An 18,585-nucleotide genomic window follows, 5' to 3' on the forward strand; every position below is an offset into this window, starting at 1 on the left:
TTGAGTGGCTTCCCGGGCTGATCCCTGGCTTCTCACCTGTGACCGGCGCGCCGGGTACAGGTGACTCATGAGCTTCAAGCATTCGAATTCCCCCGGCGTATCCGCCTTCGTGGCGAAGATGCGCGTCCGCGCCGCCCACCCCCAGGGCGCGATTCTTCCCGCCCAGTCCACGACGTCCACCCTCGCCTGGCGCGTCAGCCCGGCCAGTGGCCACCTGGAGCGATGCCTGCTGGACCCGAACGCGGTCGACGCGGGTCGGCTACGCGGCCTTGGCCACCCGCGCGACTGAGGCCGTCAACGGACTGATCCATTCACACAAGGAGCCTGCCATGGAAGAACCATCGAGACGGCCCACTGCGTGCGGCCGTCATCGCCGCGCGCAGTGGGCCTCATCCGGACATCCAGACCTTCCCTTCCACCGATCGCGAACACCGCGACCCGGCACGCCGCTGCCCGTCACCTGACCGGTAGCCGACTCGTGTCGCCGTCGCGCAGCTCGCGACAGGAGACCCGAGTCATGAGCGTAGCGACCCAGCAAGACACCCGGCTCGACGCCGAACGCCGCAACGACAGGCTGTCCATGCGCGCCGCCCGCGAGGCGCACAACAGCCTGGAAACCACCCTCTCCAATGTCCGCAGCCGCCAGGACGGCCTCGACCAGGCCGAGGCCCTGGTGCGCCTGCACCGGGACGGCCCCAACGAGGTGGCCCACGACCGCCCGCCCCACGCCCTGGTGCAATTGCTGCGGGCCTTCAACAACCCCTTCATCTATGTGCTGATGACGCTGTCGGCGATCAGCTTCTTCACCGACTTCTGGCTGCCGTTCCGCGCAGGTGAAGAAACCGATCTCACCGGCGTGATCATCGTGCTCGCCATGGTGCTGGTCAGCGGCTTCATGCGCTTCTGGCAGGAGTACCGTTCGGCGAAGGCGGCCGAAGCGCTCAAGGCCATGGTGCGCACCACCGCCAGCGTGCTGCGCCGCGACGAGCGCGGCATGCGCGCCGAATTGCGCGAGGTGCCCATGGCCGAACTGGTGGTGGGCGACATCGTGCGCCTCTGTGCCGGCGACATGATTCCCGCCGACATCCGCCTGATCGAATCCCGCGACCTGTTCATCAGCCAGGCCGTGCTCACCGGCGAAGCCCTGCCGGTGGAGAAGTACGACACCCTCGGCGCGGTGCAGGAAAAGTCCGCCAAGCGGCTGGCCGCCGACCAGCACGACCTGCTGGACCTGCCGAACATCTGCTTCATGGGCACCAACGTGGTCAGCGGCAGCGCCACCGCCGTGGTCGTGGCCACCGGCGCGCGCACCTACTTCGGTTCGCTGGCCCGCTCCATCGTCGGCTCGCGGGCGCAGACCGCCTTCGACCGCGGGGTCAACAGCGTCAGCTGGCTGCTGATCCGCTTCATGCTGGTGATGGTGCCGGTGGTGCTGCTGATCAATGGCTTCACCAAGGGGGACTGGGCCGAGGCCTTCATGTTCGCCCTGGCGGTGGCGGTCGGGCTGACCCCGGAAATGCTGCCGATGATCGTCAGCGCCAACCTGGCCAAGGGCGCGGTGGCCATGTCGCGGCGCAAGGTGGTGGTCAAGCGCCTCAACGCCATCCAGAACTTCGGCGCCATGGACGTGCTCTGCACCGACAAGACCGGCACCCTGACCCAGGACCGGATCATCCTCGAACAGCATGTCGACAGCGCCGGCCGTCCCTGCGAGCAGGTGTTGCAGCTGGCCTGGCTGAACAGCTACCACCAGTCCGGCATGAAGAACCTGATGGATCGCGCGGTGGTGCGCTTCGCCGAGGAGAACCCGCGCTTCAGCCCACCGGGTGCCTGGCGCAAGGTCGACGAATTGCCGTTCGACTTCGTCCGCCGGCGCCTCTCGGTGATCCTCGAAGGCAGCGGCGGCGACCACCTGCTGGTGTGCAAGGGCGCGGTGGAGGAAATGCTCGAAATAGCCGCATGGGTCCGCCAGGACGAAGCCGAAGCGAACCTCGACGAGCAGCGCCGCCAGGACCTGCGGGAGCTGGCCGAGCGCTACAACCGTGACGGCTTCCGCGTGCTGCTGGTCGGCAGCCGCCGGCTGGCGCGTGCTGAAGCCAGGCCCCAGTACCGCGCCGAAGACGAGCGCGAGCTGGTCATCGAAGGGCTGCTCACCTTCCTCGATCCGCCGAAGGAAACCGCCGGCCCGGCCATTGCCGCGCTGCGCGAGAACGGCGTGGCGGTGAAGGTGCTCACCGGCGACAACCCCATCGTCAGCGCGAAGATCTGCCGCGAAGTGGGCCTCGAGGTGGGCGAACCGCTGCTCGGCCGCGAGATCGACCTGCTGGACGACACCGCCTTGCGCCGTCTGGTGGAGGAGCGCAGCGTCTTCGCCAAGCTCACTCCGCTGCAGAAGTCGCGGGTGCTCAAGGCCCTGCAGGCCAACGGCCACACCGTGGGTTTCCTCGGCGACGGCATCAACGACGCCCCGGCGCTGCGCGATGCCGACGTCGGCATCTCGGTGGACAGCGGCACCGACATCGCCAAGGAGTCGGCCGACATCATCCTTCTGGAAAAGAGCCTGCTGGTGCTGGAAGAGGGCGTCATCAAGGGCCGCGAGACCTTCGGCAACATCATGAAGTACCTGAACATGACCGCCAGTTCCAACTTCGGCAACGTGTTCTCGGTGCTGGTGGCCAGCGCTTTCATCCCCTTCCTGCCGATGCTGGCGATCCACCTGCTGATCCAGAACCTGATGTACGACATTTCCCAGCTGTCGCTGCCGTGGGACCGCATGGACAAGGAGTTCCTCGCCAAACCGCGCAAGTGGGACGCGAAGAACATTGGCCGCTTCATGCTCTGGATCGGGCCGACCTCGTCCATCTTCGACATCACCACCTATGCGCTGATGTGGTTCGTGTTCGCCGCCAACAGCCCGGAAATGCAGGCGCTGTTCCAGTCCGGCTGGTTCATCGAGGGCCTGCTCTCGCAGACCCTGGTGGTGCACATGCTGCGGACCCGCAAGGTTCCCTTCATCCAGAGCACCGCCGCATTGCCGGTGATGCTGATGACCGGCCTGGTGATGGCGCTGGGCATCTACCTGCCGTTCTCGCCACTGGGCGCCATGGTCGGCCTGGTGCCGTTGCCCTGGGAATACTTCCCCTGGCTGGTGGCGACGCTGCTCTGCTACTGCCTCACCGCGCAGACGATGAAGACGATCTACATCCGCCGCTTCGGCCAGTGGTTCTGAACCCGGCCGTCCCGTGGGCGTGGCCGTGCCGCGCCCGTTCCCGTCCTTGAGGAGCCTCGCCATGCAGGGAACCACGCTACTGATCAACCTGGCCGGCGCGGTGGCCCTGCTGCTGTGGGGCACCCACATGATTTCCGGCGGTGTATTGCGCGGCTTCGGTACCGCCCTGCGCAACTGGCTCGGCCGTCACCTGGGCAACCGCTGGCTGGCCCTGCTGGCCGGGCTCGGGGTCACCGGCCTGCTGCAGAGCGCCACCGCCACCAGCATGATGGCGGCGTCCTTCACCGCCAGCGGCGCCCTCGGCCTGGCGCCGGCGCTGGCGGTGATGCTCGGCGCCAACATCGGTACCACCCTGGTGGTGCAGTTGCTCAGCTTCGACACCTCGCTGCTGGCGCCGTTGGCCCTGCTGGCGGGCCTGGTGCTGTTCCGCCTGCGCGACGAGCCGCGTCCGCAGAGTGTCGGCCAATGCCTGATCGGCCTCGGCCTGATGCTCCTGGCGCTGGGCATGCTCGGGCAGTCCCTGGAGCGAATCGAGGGCTCGGCGGTATTCGCCGCCGTGGTCCGTGGCCTGCAGGGCGACCCGCTGATCGCCCTGCTGCTGGCCACGCTGCTCACCTGGGCCTGCCACTCCAGCGTCGCCGTGGTGTTGCTGGTCGCGTCCCTCACCGGGACCGACCTGGTCGCGCTGCCGACCGCCCTGGCCCTGGTGCTGGGGGCCAACCTGGGCGGCGCCCTGCCGGCCCTCGGCGTGGCGCGCACGCCGGTGGCCCGGCGCTTGCCGCTGGGCAACCTGCTGGTGCGGTTGCTCGGCTGCCTGCTGGTACTGCCTCTGCTGCTGCCGCTGGCGAAGCTGGCGGCCCCCTTTGGCGCTGCCGCCGTGGTGTATTTCCATACCGCCTTCAACCTGGTGCTGGCACTGCTGGTGATCGGCTTCACCGGGCCGCTGGCCGCCTTGCTGGTGCGCCTGCTGCCGGACGAGCCGGAGCCTGATGATCCGGGCATGCCGCAATACCTCGACGAGGCCGGTCTCGAAGTGGCCAACATCGGTCTGGCCAATGCCACCCGCGAAGCCTTGCGCCTGGCCGACATGGCGCTGCTGATGCTGCGTCGCACCACCGGCCTGATCGAGAGGCCCGACAGCGCCGCGGTCAGCGAGATCCGCAGCCAGGACCAGTCGCTCGACCAGTTGAGCGCGGCCATTCGCGCCTACCTCGCCGATATCGGCCAGGACGGCATGAGCGATGGCGATGCCGATCGCGCCCAGGAAATTCTCCTGTTCGCGATCAATATCGAGCATGTCGGCGACCTGGTGGCCAACAGCCTGCTACCCCTGGTGATGCGCAAGGCCGGGCGCGGCCGCGCGTTCTCCGCATTCGAGCTGGAGCAGGTCCTGCCGCTGCACGCGGCCGTCGACGAGAGCCTGCACCTGGCGATCAGCGCATTCATGCGCGAGGACCTGGCGGCGGCGCAGCGCCTGCTGGCGCGCAAGGCGCTGCTGCGGCGCCTGGAGTCCAACGCCAGCCGCGAGCACTTCCGCCGGCTGCGCGAGGACCGCACGACCTGGGTCGAGGCGGGCGACCTGTTCCAGCGCATGCTTCGCGACTACCGGCGCATCCACTACCACGTCACCGCGCTGGCCTACCCGATGCTCGAGCGCAATGGGTTACACGAAGGCCAGCGCCGCCCTTCGGCCCAGAGTCGGACCGACGAGGCCCGGCAGGGGGCGGAAGGTGCCTGAGCTGTCGGCGTGAGAAGGCTGCCGCGCCAAGTGCCGCATGGTCCCGGCGCTCGTCAGCCAGGCGCCCCTCGACTATATTCTGCCCCTGCCCATTTTCCCCCCTTCTGGGAGCCCCCATGCCGAAGAAAGGACTGCTTCTGGCCATGCTGCTGAGCCTGCTCAGCGCCTGCGATTCCTCCACCCCCGAGCAGCCGGCGAGCAAGTCGCCATCCGCCGCTGCCCAGCCGGCCTCGAAGCCGGCCGCCGACACCGCCGCCCTGGCCAAGCGCTACGCCGGCCGCGAGCTGAAGGTGATAGACGTCTCGGAAGTCCAGCTCGACGGCGCCAGCGCCCTGTCGGTGACCTTCTCGGTGCCGCTGGACCCGGAGCAGAAGTTCGCCGAGCGCCTGCACCTGGTGGACACCAAGGACGGCACGGTCGATGGCGCCTGGGAGCTCTCGGACAACCTGATGGAGCTGCGCCTGCGCCACCTGGAACCCAGGCGCCAGCTGGTGCTGACCATCGACCCCGGCCTGCGCGCGGTGAATGACGCGCGCCTCGCCGAGGAGCACCTCACCCGCCTGGAAACCCGCGACCTGCAGGCCACCGTCGGCTTCGCCAGCCGTGGCTCGCTGCTGCCCACCCGCCTCGCCGAAGGCCTGCCGGTGATCGCCCTGAACGTCGACAAGGTGGATGTGGACTTCTTCCGCGTGAAGGCCGAGGCCCTGCCGGGCTTCCTCGCCCGCTGGGGCAAGCGCGGCACCCTGGACCTCTGGGAATCCCGTGAGCTGCTGAAAATGGCCGACCTGGTCTACACCGGCCGTTTCGACCTCAAGCCCGCCCGCAACACCCGGGAAACCCTGCTGCTGCCCATTGCCGGCCTGGAGCCGATGAAGCAGCCGGGCGTCTACCTGGCAGTGATGAAAGAGGCGGGCAGCTACGCCTATTCCAACCCGGCGACCCTCTTCACCCTCAGCGACATCGGCCTTTCCGCCCACCGTTACAGCAATCGCCTGGACGTCTTCACCCAGGCCCTGGAAGGTGGTGCCGCCCAGGCCGATATCGCCCTGGAACTGCTGGATGGCGAAGGCCGCGTACTGGCCCAGGGCAAAACCGACAGCAAAGGCCACGCCGAGCTGCCGCTGGCGCCCAAGTCCGAGGTGCTGATCGCCCGCAAGGGCGAGCAGACCAGCCTGCTGCGTCTCGCCGCGCCGGCCCTGGACCTGGCCGAGTTCGACATCGCCGGCCCGGCCACCCATGCCTTGCAGTTCTTCGTCTTCGGCCCGCGCGATCTCTATCGTCCGGGGGAGACCGTGCTGCTCAACGCCCTGCTGCGCGATGCCGATGGCCGTGCGGTATCGGGGCAGCCCGTCACTGTTGAAGTGCGCCGTCCCGATGATCAGGTCAGCCGCCGCTTCGTCTGGGAAGCCGGGGAGGGCGGTTTCTACCAGTACCAGCTGCAACTGGCCGCCGAGGCCCCCACCGGGCGCTGGCAACTGCTCTTCGACCTGGGCGACGGCAAGCCGCAGCTTTACGAATTCCTCGTGGAAGACTTCCTCCCCGAGCGCATGGCCCTGGAGCTCAAGGGCAGCGAGCAGCCCTTCGCCCCCAGCGAGAACGCGCGTTTCGAGGTGGCAGGCCGCTACCTCTATGGCGCGCCGGCTTCCGGCAACCGCCTTACCGGCCAGCTCTACGTGCGCCCGCTGCGTGAAGCGGTGAAGGCGCTGCCCGGCTACCAGTTCGGCTCGGTGACCGAGGACGAGCTCAAGCAGGACATCGAGCTGGATGAGACCCAGCTCGATGCCGATGGCAAGGCCGAGCTGAACATCGAGACCCGCTGGGGCGACGCCAAGTCACCGTTGCAACTGATCCTCCAGGCCAGCCTGCAGGAATCCGGCGGCCGCCCCATCACCCGCCGCCTGGTACAGCCGGTCTGGCCGGCCGAGCGCCTGCCGGGCCTGCGCGCACTGTTCGAGGGCGAGGAGACCGATGCCGACAGCCTGGCCGAGTTCGAGCTGCTGGTGGCCGACTCCGCCGGCAACAAGCTGGCCGCCGACAGCCTCAAGGTGCGCCTGGTGCGCGAGCGCCGCGACTACTACTGGAACTTCTCCGACAGCGACGGCTGGACCTACCACTACAACGAGAAGTACCTGAGCCTCGCCGAGGAGCAGGTGCAGGTGGCCGAAGGCGGCACCGCCAAGGTCAGCTTCCCGGTGGAGTGGGGCCCCTACCGCGTGGAAGTGGAAGATCCGGCCACCGGCATCACCAGCAGCCTGCGCTTCTGGGCCGGCTACCGCTGGCAGGACAACGCCGAAGGCGGCGCCGTGCGCCCGGACCAGGTCAAACTGGCCCTGGACAAGCCGGCCTATGCCGCGGGCGACACCGCCAGGGTCACCGTCACGCCACCCAGCGCCGGCAGCGGCTACCTGCTGGTGGAATCCGCCGAAGGCCCGCTCTGGTGGCAGCCCATCGAGGTACCGGCCGAGGGCAAGAGCTTCGACATCCCGGTGGCCAAGGACTGGGCACGCCACGACCTCTACGTCAGCGCCCTGGTGATCCGCCCCGGCGAACGCAAGGCCAGCGTCACGCCCAAGCGCGCCGTGGGCCTCCTGCACCTGCCGCTGGAACGGGCGCCGCGCAAGCTGGCCCTGTCCCTCACCGCCCCGGAGAAGATGCGCCCCAGGCAGCCGCTGAAGGTCCAGGTGCAGGCGAAGAATGCCGACGGCAGCGTGCCGAAATCGGTGAATGTGCTGGTGGCCGCGGTGGATGTGGGCATCCTCAATATCACCAGCTACGCCACGCCGGACCCGTTCGCCACCCTGTTCGGCCGCAAGGCCTACGGCGCTGATCAGCTCGACGTCTACGGCCAACTGATCGAGGCCGGCCAGGGTCGCCTGGCCACCCTGGCCTTCGGCGGTGACGCCGCCCTGGCCGGCGGCGGCAAGCGCCCGCAGACCAGCGTCACCATAGTCGCCCTGCAGGCCGCGCCGGTGACCCTGGACGATCAGGGCCAGGGCGAAGTCAGCCTCGACATCCCTGACTTCAACGGCGAGTTGCGCCTGATGGCCCAGGCCTGGACTGACGAGCGCTACGGCATGGCCGAGGCGAAGACGGTGGTGGCGGCGCCGCTGGTGGCGGAGCTGGCTGCCCCGCGCTTCCTCGCCGGCGGCGACCTGACCACCCTGGCGCTGGACCTGACCAACCTCTCCGGGAAACCGCAGCGCCTGGATATCAACCTGGAAAGCGGCGGCCAACTGGACCTTGCCCAGAGCGGCGGCGGCCAGACCGCGCCCGTGCAGCTTGCCGATGGCCAGCGCACCACCCTGCGCATCCCGGTGCGCGCGCTGGGTGGCTACGGCCAGGGCAGCGTCACGGTCACGGTGAACGGCCTGGAACTGCCGGGCGAGAACCTGCCGCCCTTCAGCCGCGAATGGACCCTGGGCGTGCGCCCGGCCTACCCGGCGCAACTCCGGCAATTCCGTGCGGTGCTCAAGGGGGAGAGCTGGAGCCTGCCGGCCGGCACCCTCGACGCCTTCGAACCGGATGGCCGCGAAGCGCTGTTGCAGCTCTCCAGCCGTCCGCCGCTGAACCTCGGCGAACAGGTCCGCGCCCTCAAGGCTTATCCCTATGGTTGCGCCGAGCAGACCACCAGCGGCCTTTACCCGTCGCTCTACGCCGACGCCGCCTCGCTCAAGCGCCTCGGCCTGGAAGGCGAACCGGATGAGGCGCGGCGCAAGTCCATCGAGCTGGGCATCGAGCGCCTGCTGGGCATGCAGCGCCACAATGGCAGCTTCGGCCTGTGGAGTGCCGACAGCGAAGAGGAATACTGGCTGACCGCCTATGTCACCGACTTCCTCCTGCGCGCCCGTGACCAGGGTTTCGCCGTGCCGCCGGAAGCCCTGGAGAAGGCCAGCGAGCGCCTGCTGCGCTACCTGCAGGAACGCAGCCTGATCGAAGTCAGCTACAGCGAGAATGCCGACCATACGCGCTTCGCCGTGCAGGCTTACGCCGGCTACGTCCTGGCGCGCAGCCAGCAGGCGCCCCTGGGCGCCTTGCGCAGCCTCTGGGAGCAACGCGCCGATGCCCGCTCCGGCTTGCCCCTGGTGCAGCTGGCGGTCGCCTTCAAGCTGATGGGCGATGCCCCGCGCGCCGACCAGGCCCTGGAACTGGGTCTGCGCATCCAGCGCGAAAGCCGCGACTGGCTGGCGGACTACGGCAGCCCGCTGCGTGACCAGGCGCTGATCCTCGCCCTGCTGGAAGAGCACGACCTGGCCGCCGGCGCCCGCGAACAGCGGCTGTTCGAGCTGGCTGACCTGGTGGCCGGCGAGCGCTGGCTCTCCACCCAGGAGCGCAACGCCCTGTACCTGGCGGGCCGCGGCCTGCTGGGCAAGCCCGAACCGAGCTGGAATGCGCAACTCAGCGCCGGTGGCGAGCAGCGCGAGCTGAGCAACCAGCAGCCGGGCCTGAAGCTGGACGGTGCGCTGCTGGCCGAGCCGCTGACCGTCACATCCTCTGGTAGCGGGCCGCTCTACCAGCAGCTGAGCCTCTCCGGCTACCCGCTGGCGGCGCCGCCCGCCGGTGGCGAGAACCTCACAATCCGCCGCGAATTCCTCGGCGTGGATGGGGAGCGCCTCGACCTCAACAGCCTGGACAGCGGCGAACTGGTGCTGGTGCACCTGGCCATCGAGGCCAAGGAACGGGTACCCGACGCCCTGGTGGTGGACCTGCTGCCCGCCGGCCTGGAACTGGAAAACCAGAACCTCGCCCAGAGCGCCGCCAGCCTGGACGATGCCAGCAGCGCGGTGAAGGAGTGGCAGAAGTCGATGCAGAATGCCGCCATCAAGCACCAGGAATTCCGCGACGACCGCTACGTGGCCGCCCTGAACGTGAACGAATACGACACCACGCACCTGCTCTACCTGGCTCGCGCCGTCACCCCCGGTACCTACCGCGTGCCGCCGCCCACGGTGGAATCCATGTACCGGCCGAACTGGCAGGCCCTGGGTGAGGCGCCGGAGAAGCTGGTGGTGAGGGGTAAGTAGGGCCTCACCCCCGGCCCCTCTCCCTGAAGAGGAGAGGGGTGACTCGCGCCTGGAGCGCCGTGCATAGCCGGAGACCGGCGGTTGCCCCATGCGCAATAGCGTCTCTCGGCACTGACCAACTCCCCTCTCCCTCTGGGAGAGGGGCCGGGGGTGAGGGATGTTACGCCCACCTCGGTCTTTCATCCGGAGCCACCGCTTGCCCTGCATCCCCCGCCACCTCCGCCGCCCCTGGCTCGCCATCCCCCTGCTGCTGGTGGTACTGCTCTGGGCCGCCGACCGCCTGTTCCCGCTGCCACTGCCCGGCGACGACCTCGCGCGGGTGGTGCTGGCGGAGGACGGCACGCCGCTCTGGCGCTTCGCCGATGCCGACGGTGTGTGGCGTTACCCGGTCAGCCGGGACGAGGTTTCGCCCTATTACCTGGAAGCCCTGCTTACCTACGAGGACCGCTGGTTCTACCAGCACCCCGGGGTGAACCCCCTGGCCCTGGCCCGTGCCGCCTGGCTGAACCTCACGGGCGGGCGCGTGCTCTCCGGTGGCAGCACCCTGTCGATGCAGGTGGCGCGGTTGCTCGATCCGCACCCGCGCACCTTCACCGGCAAGCTGCGCCAGCTGTGGCGTACCGCGCAGCTGGAGTGGCATCTGTCGAAGGACGAGATCCTCGGCCTCTACCTCAACCGTGCGCCCTTCGGCGGCACCCTGCAGGGCGTGGCGGCGGCCAGCTGGGCCTACCTCGGCAAGCCGCCGTCCCAGCTCACCCGCGCCGAGGCTGCATTGCTGGCGGTGCTGCCTCAGGCCCCCAGCCGGCTTCGGCCGGACCGTCACCCGGAGCAGGCCCAGGCGGCGCGCGACAAGGTGCTGCGGCGCCTGGCGCAATTCCAGGTCTGGCCGCAGGGGGCGGTGCAGGAGGCCATGGAAGAGCCGGTGCTGCTGGCGCCACGTCAGGAGCCCAGCCTGGCGCCGCTGCTGGCGCGCCGCCTGAACAAGCCCGACAGCCCGCCGTTGATCCGCACCACCCTGGACGCCGCGCTCCAGCGTCGCCTCGAGGATCTGTTGCTGGGCTGGCGCGCGCGCCTGCCGGAACGCACCTCGGCGGCCATCCTGGTGGTGGAGCACCAGAGCATGGCGGTGCGTGCCTACCTGGGCTCGATCGATATTGCCGACGAGCGCCGCTTCGGCCATGTGGACATGGTCGAGTCGCTGCGCTCGCCGGGCTCCACGCTCAAGCCCTTCCTCTATGGCATGGCCCTGGACGCCGGGCTGATCCATTCCGAATCCCTGCTGCAGGACGTGCCCCGGCGCTATGGCGACTACCGCCCCGGCAACTTCGCCGCCGGCTTCAGCGGCCCGGTCTCGGCCAGCGAAGCCCTGGGGATGTCCCTCAACCTGCCGGCGGTGCAGCTGCTGGAGGCCTATGGCCCCAAGCGCTTTGCCGGCGAATTGCGCAACGTTGGCCTGCCGCTGGCGCTGCCGGCTGCCAGCGAGCCGAACCTGGCGCTGATCCTTGGCGGTGCGGGCAGCAAGCTCGAAGAGCTGGTCAGCGGCTACAGCGCTTTCGCCCGGCAGGGCCGCGTCGCCCACCTGCGCCTGCAACCCCAGGACGCGTTGCAGGAACGCAGGCTGTTGTCGCCCGGAGCGGCCTGGATCATCCGCCGCATTCTCGCCGGGCAGGCACGTCCGGACCGCGACCCGCGCGCACGCCTGACCCAACGCCCGGTGCTGGCCTGGAAGACCGGCACCAGCTACGGCTTCCGCGATGCCTGGGCCATCGGCGTCGGGCCGCGTCACCTGATCGGCGTGTGGATAGGTCGACCGGATGGAACGCCGGTACCCGGCCAGTTCGGCCTGGCCTCGGCCGCGCCGCTGCTGCTGCAGGTCCACGACCTGCTGGTGAACCGCGATAGCCAGCGTGGCATTCCCCAGCCCGTTGACCCGCAGCCACAGGAAGTAGGCGTCGCCGCCATCTGCTGGCCCCTCGGCCAGCCCATGGCCAAGGGCGACCCCAACTGCCGCCGCCAGCGGTTCGCCTGGACCCTGGAAGGCACTACGCCGCCCACGCTGTTGGCGGCCGACCAGCCCCTCGGCCTGGGGCTGCGCCAGTCGCTCTGGGTGGATGCAGAAGGGCGTCAGGTGGCGGCGGGATGTCCGGGCGCCCAGGCGCGTGAACTGGTGCTCTGGCCGGCGCCGCTGGAACCCTGGTTGCCGCGCCGTGAGCGGCGCGCGGCACGGCTGCCGGCGGTGGCCCCGGGCTGCCCGCCGCAATTGCCGCCTCCGGCGGCGCCGCTGTCCATCGTCGGGGTGCGCGAGGGCGACCAGCTGCGACGGCCTTCGGGCAGCGCCGAGCCCCTGCGGGTCAAGCTCTCCGCCCTGGGCGGCAGTGGCCGGCGCTGGTGGTTCCTCGATGGCGCACCGCTCACCGCCACCGCTGCGGAGGAGAGCTTCAGCCAGGAATTCAGGCGCAGCGGTCGGCATCAGTTGAGCGTGCTGGACGAGGCCGGGCAGACCGCTCGTCTGGAGTTCGCCATTACGGACTGACCCAGCGTTCAAGTTTCTGGAGCTGAGTGCCGATAGGCTTTGTTGGCAAAGATCGGGAAAATTGTCGAATTGTTTGTATACAATTCTTAATCCTCGTGTCGCCTCCAACAAGTATTCCAAGGAGACAACTCCATGCGCCTCTGGCAACGCAGCATTCAGTGGCAGCTGATCTTCAGCATGGGCGCGGCCCTGCTCGCCGGCATCCTGATCGTCATCGGCATCTACTCGGTGCTGATGAACCGCCTGACCGAACGTTTCCTGCTGGATGAAGCCCTGCCCGCGCGCGTTCAGGCCATTGGCAACGCCCTGGAACGCACCCTGGCGGCGCCCATCACCGCCAATGCCGGCATCGCCGAGAATGCCCTGGTGCAGGACTGGCTGGCCGAGGGCGAGGACCCGGCGCGCGCCGAGGCCTTCGCCCGCTACCTGGAAGGGGTGCGCGCGCAGCAGAACGCCACCACCACCTCCATCGCGGTGATGGACAGCGGCCACTACTACACGGGCCAGGGCCTGGCTCGCACCATCTCCCGCAGCCAGCCGGAGAACCAGTGGTTCTACAAGCTGGTGGACAGCGAGCGGAACCGGGTGCTGGAGATCGACATCGACAAGGGCACCCGCCTGCCGACCCTGTTCATCAACCAGCGCATCACCCGCGACGGCAAGACCCTCGGCGTGTCCGGCCTGGGCTATAGCCTGCAGTCGATGTCCGAGATGATCCGCGACTTCCGCTTCGGCGAGCGCGGCCGCGTGTTCCTGATGGACCGCGAGGGCAGCATCAAGGTCCACCCCGACCCCGCCCTCAACGGCAGCGTGCGCCTGGGCGAGGTTTTCGGCACAGATGCTGCGGCCGCGCTACTGGCCGCCGGCGGCAAGGCGATCCGCTTCAGCCGTGACGGCGAGCGTTACCTCGCCCTGGCCCGGCCCCTGGAAAGCTTGGGCTGGCAATTGGTGAGCGAAGTGCCGGAGGCGGAGATCTACGCCGAGGCGCGCAAGGCCATGTGGACCAGCAGCCTCGCCGGTTTCGGCGTGCTCGCTCTCTGCCTGCTGCTGGTGGTGCTGCTGGCGCGGGGGCTGGTGCGGCCGATCCGCCAGGTCACCGCGGCGCTGGTGGAAATCGGCGGTGGCGGCGGTGACCTGACCCGCCGCCTGGATGAATCCCGCGCCGATGAGCTGGGTGACCTGGCCCGTGGCTTCAACCGCTTCCTGGAGAGCCAGCGCAGCCTGATCGGCGAAGTGCTGGACACCAGCGAGCGCCTGCACAAGGTGGTCGGCCAGGTGGCGCGGGTGGTGGACAACACCGTCGGCCGCGCCGGCCAGCAGCAGGAAATGACCGATATGGTGGCCACCGCCGTGCATGAAATGGGGCTCACCGTGCAGGAGATTGCCCGCAACGCCGGGGCCGCCGCACAGGTTTCGCAACACGCCCGCGACGAGTCCCTGCAGGCACGCCAGGTGGTGGGCGAGTCGGTTGCGCATATCGAGAAGATGTCCAGCGAGATCGGTATCGCCGCTTCGGCCGTGAGCGAGCTGGCCGGCCAGGTGGCCTCCATCGACCAGGTGCTGGCGGTGATCCGTGGCATTTCCGAGCAGACCAACCTGCTGGCGCTGAACGCGGCCATCGAAGCCGCCCGTGCCGGCGAGTTGGGCCGTGGCTTCGCCGTGGTCGCCGACGAAGTCCGCACCCTGGCCAGTCGCACTCAGTCGTCCACCGACGAAATCCAGCAGATGATCCAGCGCCTCAAGCGGGGCGCCGAGACGGCCGTGCTGTCCATGCATGCCGGCCAGGCCGCCACCGGCACCGGCGTCGAAGCCAGCCAGCGCACCGGCACCTCCCTTGGCGCCATCACCGACCAGGTGGAGCGCATCAGCGACATGAACCACCAGGTCGCGGCGGCCACCGAGGAACAGTCCTCGGTGACCGAGGAAATCAACCGCAATGTCCAGGGTATCGCCGACCTGGCCCACGCCACCGCCAGCGAAGTCCGAGATTGCCGTGAGGAATGCCGGGCCCTGAGCCGCCTGGCCGGCGACCTGGCGCAGCAGGTGGGCAGGTTCAGGTTGTGAGCGGCGGCTCAGCCAGCTTCCGCTTGGCCGAGCCGCTCAGCCCCGGCGAATGAGCCAGATACCGCCGATGATCAATGCCAGCCCGCCGAGCTTGCCGAGGCTGACGGGCGCTTCGCGGAAACCCGCCCAGCCAAAGTGATCCAGCGTCAGCGCCATGCTCAGTTGGCCGGCGAGCACCAGCGTCATGAACAGCAGCGCACCGATGCGCGGTGCGGCGAAGGCAGCGGTGGCGATGAACACCGCGCCCAGCAGGCCGCCGCCCCACTGCCACCAGCTCAGGCCCCTGAAGGCCTCCAGCGTCGGCAGCTCCCGCTGCACCAGCACCACCGCCAGCAGGGCCGCGGTACCGACCGCGAAAGACACCAGTGCCGCGCTCATCACGCTGGAAATCTGTTTGGCCAACTGGCCGTTGATGCCGGCCTGCAGGGGCAGGAAGGCGCCGGCGATAAAGGGCAGGGCGAGCAGCCACCAGGCCTTGGGCATGGCGATCTCCGGAAATCGAGGGACGCACAGTATGCCCGACGCGCCTGTACCGGAGCCAATCACCACCAGAAAGGAAGGCGAGGGGTGGGAATGGGGCGCCATCAGCGGTAAGCAAATCCCCCAATTTGCGCCAAAAGGTTCTGGATCATCTGGAGAAGTGTTTGAAGGGGCCGTCCGAATCGGGATTGCTGATGCGAGACAGCGAACGTTCAAACGTCTGTTGCGGGAGCGATTTCAATCGCGGAACACCGCATGCGGCCTGGAGTCCTGGGTCGGCGCGTAGCAAATCGCGAGGTCCGTAGCCTCACGGGAGGACCCAGGAAAATTCCGCACGCATTCCCCGTGCCACCTTTCTGGCATTACCCCCGAAGGTGACTAACCTTTAATTGATATGCCCGGCAACAGACCGGGCGTGGTCTGCCTGATGAGGTGGGAAAGCACGATGGACATGAACCGTCGACAATTCTTCAAGGTCTGTGCCGTGGGCCTTGGAGGATCAAGCCTGGCGGCTCTGGGGGTCGCGCCCCCGGAAGCCTTTGCCGACCAGGTCCGGCACTTCAAGCTGGCGCGCACCAACGAGACGCGCAACACCTGTCCCTACTGCTCGGTCGGCTGCGGCCTGATCATGTACAGCCAGGGCGATGCGGCGAAGAACGTCGCGCAGAACATCATTCACATCGAGGGCGACGCCGACCACCCGGTCAACCGCGGGACGCTCTGCCCGAAAGGCGCCGGCCTGCTGGACTTCGTCCACAGCCCCAACCGCCTCAAGTACCCGGAGATCCGCGAGCCCGGCTCCAACGAGTGGAAACGCATCGAATGGGATGACGCCCTCGACCGCATCGCCAAGCTGATGAAGGCCGACCGCGATGCCAACTTCATCGCGAAGAACGCCCAGGGCCAGACGGTCAACCGCTGGCTCAGCACCGGCTTCCTCGCGGCGTCGGCATCGTCGAACGAATCCGGCTACATCACCCACAAGGTGGTGCGCTCCCTCGGCATGCTGGGATTCGATAACCAAGCACGTGTCTGACATGGCCCGACGGTGGCAGGTCTTGCCCCGACGTTTGGCCGTGGAGCCATGACCAACCACTGGGTCGACATCAAGAATGCCGACCTGGTGCTGATAATGGGCGGCAACGCTGCCGAAGCGCACCCCTGCGGCTTCAAGTGGGTCACCGAAGCCAAGGCGCACAACAAGGCTCGGCTGATCGTGGTCGATCCGCGCTTCACCCGTTCCGCCGCAGTGGCGGACTACTACGCGCCGATCCGTACCGGAACCGACATCGCCTTCCTCGGCGGGCTGATCAACTATCTGATCAGCCACGACAAGATCCAGCACGAGTACGTGCGCAACTACACCGACGCGCCCTTCATCGTGAATGAAGGCTTCAGCTTCAAGGACGGCCTGTTCAGCGGCTACGACGAAGCCAAGCGCGCCTACCCCGACAAGTCCACCTGGAGCTATGCCAAGGGCGAGGACGGCTACGTGCTGTCCGACCCGACCCTGCAGGACCCGCGCTGCGTGTTCCAACTGATGAAGCAGCACTACAGCCGCTACACGGCGGATATGGTCAGCAGCATCTGCGGTACGCCGAAGGACCTGCTGGAACAGGTCTGGGGCCTCGCCGCCGAGACCTCCGCGCCGAACAAGACCATGACCATCATGTATGCCCTGGGCTGGACGCAGCATTCGGTGGGTTCGCAGATGATCCGCACCGGCGCCATGGCGCAGCTGCTGCTGGGCAACATCGGCATGCCCGGCGGCGGCATGAACGCCCTGCGCGGCCACTCCAACATCCAGGGCCTGACCGACCTGGGCCTGCTCTCCAACCTGCTGCCGGGCTACCTGACCCTGCCGGCGGACGCCGAGCAGGACTACGCCGCCTACATCGACAAGCGCGCCAGCAAGCCGGTGCGGCCGGGGCAGATGTCCTACTGGCAGAACTACGGCAAGTTCCACGTCAGCCTGATGAAGTCCTGGTTCGGCAAGTCCGCCACCGCGGAGAACAACTGGTGCTACGACTGGCTGCCGAAGCTGGATAACTCCGGTTATGACGTGCTGAAAGTCTTCGACATGATGTACGAGGGCAAGATCAACGGTTACTTCTGCCAGGGCTTCAACCCCATCGGCTCGTTCCCCAACAAGGCCAAGGTCAGCGCAAGCCTGGCCAAGCTGAAGTTCCTGGTGATCATGGACCCGCTGGCCACCGACACCTCAGTGTTCTGGCGCAACGCCGGCGAGTTCAATGACGTCGACACCGCCAGCATCCAGACCACGGTGTTCCGCCTGCCCACCACCTGCTTCGCCGAGGAGGACGGCTCCCTGGTCAACAGCGGGCGGGTGCTGCAATGGCACTGGAAGGGCGCCGAACCGCCCGGCCAGGCGCGTACCGACATCGCCATCATGGGCGGCCTGTTCCATCGCCTGCGCACTCTCTACGCGAAGGAGGGCGGTGCCTTCCCGGACCCGATCCTGGGCCTGGACTGGAGCTACCTGCGTCCCCATGAGCCCGGCCCCGACGAACTGGCCCGCGAGTTCAACGGCAAGGCCCTGGCCGACCTCACCGACGCGGCCACCGGCGCCGTGCTGGTCAAGGCCGGCGAGCAGGTCCCCGGCTTCAGCGTGCTGCGCGACGACGGCAGCACCGCCAGCGGCTGCTGGATCTTCGCCGGCTCCTGGACCGCCGCCGGCAACCAGATGGCCCGCCGCGACAACTCCGACCCCTACGGCATGGGCCAGACCCTTGGCTGGGCCTGGGCCTGGCCGGCCAACCGGCGCATCCTCTACAACCGCGCCTCGGCCGACCCCTCGGGCAAGCCCTGGGACCCGGAGAAGAAACGCCTGCTGTGGTGGAACGGCAAGGCCTGGACCGGTACCGACGTGCCTGACTACAAGGTCGACACGGCACCCGAGGCGGGCCTCAGCCCCTTCATCATGAACCCCGAGGGCGTGGCGCGCTTCTTCGCCCTCGACAAGATGGCCGAAGGCCCCTTCCCCGAGCACTACGAGCCCTTCGAGACCCCCATCGGACGCAACCCGCTGCATCCGGAGAGCCCGAAAGTCACCAGCAACCCGGCGGCACGGGTGTTCAAGGGCGACCTGGAAGCGTTCGGCAAGGCGGCGGACTTCCCCATCGCGGCCACCACCTACCGGCTGACCGAGCACTTCCACTTCTGGACCAAGCACTGCCGGCTGGCGGCGATCACCCAGCCCGAGCAGTTCGTCGAGATCAGCGAGGTCCTGGCCAAGGAACTGGGCATCGCGGCCGGCGAAAAGGTCAAGGTCACCTCCAATCGCGGCTTCATCAAGGCCGTGGCGCTGGTGACCAAACGCCTGCGACCGCTGACGGTGGACGGCAAGACCGTGCACCAGATCGGCATCCCGCTGCACTGGGGCTTCTCCGGCGTGGCACGCAACGGCTACCTGACCAACACGCTTACTCCCTTCGTCGGCGATGGCAATACGCAGACGCCGGAGTTCAAGTCGTTCCTGGTCAAGGTTGAAAAGGCATAG

Annotated in this window: 8 protein-coding genes; 7 read left to right on the top strand and 1 reads right to left on the bottom strand. The window is 68.2% G+C overall.

Annotation, left to right across the window (positions count from 1 at the left end; all coding sequences use genetic code 11):
• Nucleotides 1-67: 67 nt before the first annotated feature.
• The 6 genes from ACFW0H_RS08845 to ACFW0H_RS30150 all read left to right on the top strand — a co-directional run bounded on the left by ACFW0H_RS08845 (nt 68) and on the right by ACFW0H_RS30150 (nt 14,585).
• Entirely contained in the window at nt 68-289 is a 222-nt protein-coding gene (locus tag ACFW0H_RS08845) for a hypothetical protein (protein ID WP_422913521.1), read from the top strand.
• Nucleotides 290-517: 228 nt separating this feature from the next.
• On the top strand, nt 518-3,229 hold the full coding sequence (gene mgtA, locus ACFW0H_RS08850; protein ID WP_422913522.1) for a magnesium-translocating P-type ATPase: 2,712 nt from the start codon (nt 518-520) through the stop codon (nt 3,227-3,229).
• 61 nt (nt 3,230-3,290) lie between these two features.
• A complete protein-coding gene (locus ACFW0H_RS08855; RefSeq protein WP_422913523.1) occupies nt 3,291-4,967 on the top strand; it encodes a Na/Pi cotransporter family protein in 1,677 nt (558 codons plus the stop codon).
• Nucleotides 4,968-5,083: 116 nt separating this feature from the next.
• Nucleotides 5,084-9,988, top strand: a complete 4,905-nt coding sequence (locus ACFW0H_RS08860) for an alpha-2-macroglobulin family protein (protein ID WP_422913524.1) — start codon at nt 5,084-5,086, stop codon at nt 9,986-9,988.
• 205 nt (nt 9,989-10,193) lie between these two features.
• Nucleotides 10,194-12,521: a peptidoglycan glycosyltransferase PbpC gene (gene pbpC, locus ACFW0H_RS08865; RefSeq protein WP_422913581.1), complete on the top strand. Its 2,328-nt coding sequence runs from the start codon at nt 10,194-10,196 to the stop codon at nt 12,519-12,521.
• Between the two features lie 132 nt (nt 12,522-12,653).
• Nucleotides 12,654-14,585 carry a methyl-accepting chemotaxis protein gene (locus ACFW0H_RS30150; protein ID WP_459077292.1) on the top strand — a complete coding sequence of 644 codons (1,932 nt, stop codon included), beginning with the start codon at nt 12,654-12,656 and terminating at the stop codon, nt 14,583-14,585.
• A gap of 36 nt (nt 14,586-14,621) precedes the next feature.
• Here ACFW0H_RS30150 and ACFW0H_RS08880 read toward each other — a convergent pair whose 3' ends face one another.
• Nucleotides 14,622-15,068 carry a DMT family transporter gene (locus tag ACFW0H_RS08880; RefSeq protein WP_422913525.1) on the bottom strand — a complete coding sequence of 149 codons (447 nt, stop codon included), beginning with the start codon at nt 15,066-15,068 and terminating at the stop codon, nt 14,622-14,624.
• Nucleotides 15,069-15,510: 442 nt separating this feature from the next.
• Here ACFW0H_RS08880 and fdnG point away from each other — a divergent pair, with 442 nt between their 5' ends.
• The gene (gene fdnG / locus ACFW0H_RS08885) at nt 15,511-18,585 is read left to right on the top strand and encodes a formate dehydrogenase-N subunit alpha (protein ID WP_422913526.1); all 3,075 of its coding nucleotides are present in this window, start codon (nt 15,511-15,513) and stop codon (nt 18,583-18,585) included.

This window comes from Metapseudomonas cellulosilytica (assembly GCF_049334135.1).
In the GTDB taxonomy this organism is placed as follows: Bacteria; Pseudomonadota; Gammaproteobacteria; order Pseudomonadales; family Pseudomonadaceae; genus Metapseudomonas.